General features: G+C 47.2%; 3 protein-coding genes. 2 read left to right on the plus strand and 1 reads right to left on the minus strand.

The window, feature by feature from the left end; translation table 11 throughout:
• The coding region (locus AC4E7D_RS14410; protein ID WP_490174470.1) for a DMT family transporter at positions 1-826 on the plus strand (826 nt) is incomplete at its 5' end.
• On the opposite strand, the gene AC4E7D_RS14415 is transcribed toward AC4E7D_RS14410, so the two are convergent.
• Entirely contained in the window at positions 801-1,277 is a 477-nt protein-coding gene (locus AC4E7D_RS14415; protein ID WP_490174471.1) for an acyl-CoA thioesterase, read from the minus strand. The two genes, AC4E7D_RS14410 and AC4E7D_RS14415, sit on opposite strands and share 26 nt — an antisense overlap.
• 109 nt (positions 1,278-1,386) lie before the next feature.
• On the opposite strand from AC4E7D_RS14415, the gene AC4E7D_RS14420 reads away from it, so the two are divergent.
• Positions 1,387-2,010, plus strand: a 624-nt coding sequence (locus tag AC4E7D_RS14420; protein ID WP_490174472.1) for an NAD(P)H-dependent flavin oxidoreductase, incomplete at its 3' end; no start/stop codon positions are given.

Consider the following 2,010-nt stretch of genomic DNA (forward strand, 5'->3'; position numbering starts at 1 on the left):
GGGAGTAATGCCCAACCATATAGGGCCTTTCGGGTTTATTCTATTGCGGGTCCTGGGGGCCTCGCTGCTCTTCTGGGGTATTTCTTTCCTGGGACCAAGAGAACAGATTGAAAAGAGGGACTGGGGGAGGCTGATCATGTGTTCGCTTTTCGGGATGGCTATTAATATGCTGTCATTTTTTAAAGGGCTGGACCTGTCAACCCCTATCAACAGTTCGGTATTGGTTACCACTACCCCAATTATAGTAGTGGTCCTTTCGGCCTTCCTGATCGAGGAAAAGATTAGACTTACAAAAGGATTAGGAATCCTGATAGGCCTGGTGGGTGCGCTTATTCTGGTGCTCTACGGAAATGAAATTCGCGGGGATGCGCCTAACATTCCCCTGGGTAACATCCTTTTCCTTGTAAATGCCTTATTCTTTGCCCTGTATTTGATACTGGTTAAAAAACTGGTCGATAAGTACCATCCCTTTACTTTGATGAAATGGTTATTCCTTATTGGAATTGTCCTGAACCTGCCTATTACCCTTCCGGAATTTTTGGAAGTTTCCTGGACACAGCTCCCCTGGGAAGCCATTTGGAAAATGGGCTTTGTTGTAGTGGGCACTACCTTCTGCACCTATTTGTTCAACGCCTTTGCGCTTACCCAGCTAAAGGCCTCAACCGTGAGTGCCTTTGTATATCTGCAACCCCTGATAGCAATAATCTTTGCGGTGGCCAGTGGGCGGGATAGTCTGTCCCCGGTGAAAACAGGTGCCGCCATACTGGTATTGGTGGGGGTCTATCTCGTGGGCAAAAAAGCTAAACCAGATCTTGGGGACGCTTAGGAAATTTTCGGGTGTCTGCAGGTGTTATGATCCTAAACCCTTCGGGCTTGGGGATCTCTTTGAACTTGTTTAAAAATACCTCTGGCAAGGGAATGAGTTTCCTTTTCTCCAGGCTTATCCATCCTCCCATAAGCTCGCAATGGGCCATATTGCGACCTTTGGCATCATAGAAGTTATGGTGGAATTCAAAATACATCCCGTCTTCACTTAGCCCCATGACCTCAAGGGATACACGGATGGGCCTTCCGGACAGGATTTCGCGGAAATAATACATGTGTTCATAAAAAACAACCGGTCCGATCTGATGCCTGGCCATGCTTTCCTGACTAAAACCCAGTTCCATCAGGTAAGACATACGCGTGTGGCTCATATAATTGATGTAAGTGCTATTGGCCAAATGCCTGTTGGCGTCCAGGTCGTTCCAGCGAACTTCGAATTCTTTTAGATACATCCCAAATTTATTATGCGTGCATAGTAAATCAAATTTACTACAGAATTGCCAAAGTGGGGGCAATAAGGCAAAATTTTTATCCCTATTTTTAGTCCCTTAACACGAGAACATGAACCAAAAAGCACACTTTATAGATGCCCTTTCCCTCCCGGTAATTGCGGCACCAATGTTTTTGATTTCCAGCCCTCAACTGGTAATTTCCTGTTGTAAAGCAGGGATTGTAGGGACCTTTCCCGCACTCAACCAACGGACGAGCGAGGGCTTTGAAGCCTGGTTAATTGAAATTAAGGAGGCCCTGGACCAGCATGAACAGGAGACAGGGCAAAAACCGGCACCTTTTGGTGTAAACCTTATTGTACATCCTACCAACCCCAGGCTGGAAGCCGATTTAAAACTCTGTATCAAGCATAAAGTGCCGCTCATAATTACCTCCCTGGGGGCCGTTTCCCAGGTAGTAGACGCCGTGCACAGTTACGGGGGACTGGTTTTCCATGATATTATCAAGAAAAGGCATGCTGAAAAAGCAGCTGAAGCCGGGGTAGACGGACTCATCCTTGTAGCAGCAGGTGCAGGGGGACACGCCGGCACCCTGAACCCCATCTCCCTTTTGTCTGAAGTACGGCAATTCTTTGATAAAACCTTGATCTTGTCTGGCTGTATAAGTACAGGGAGAGACATTGCCTCGGCGCTTCAAATGGGTGCAGATCTGGCTTATATGGGGACCCGCTTCATT

The sequence above is a fragment of the Lentiprolixibacter sp. genome (genome assembly GCF_982873095.1).

What these genes read in the sequence shown, in the direction of transcription:
- AC4E7D_RS14415 (WP_490174471.1), bottom strand. Translation starts at nt 1,277, where the DNA reads ATGTATCTAAAAGAATTCGAAGTTCGCTGGAACGACCTGGACGCCAAC.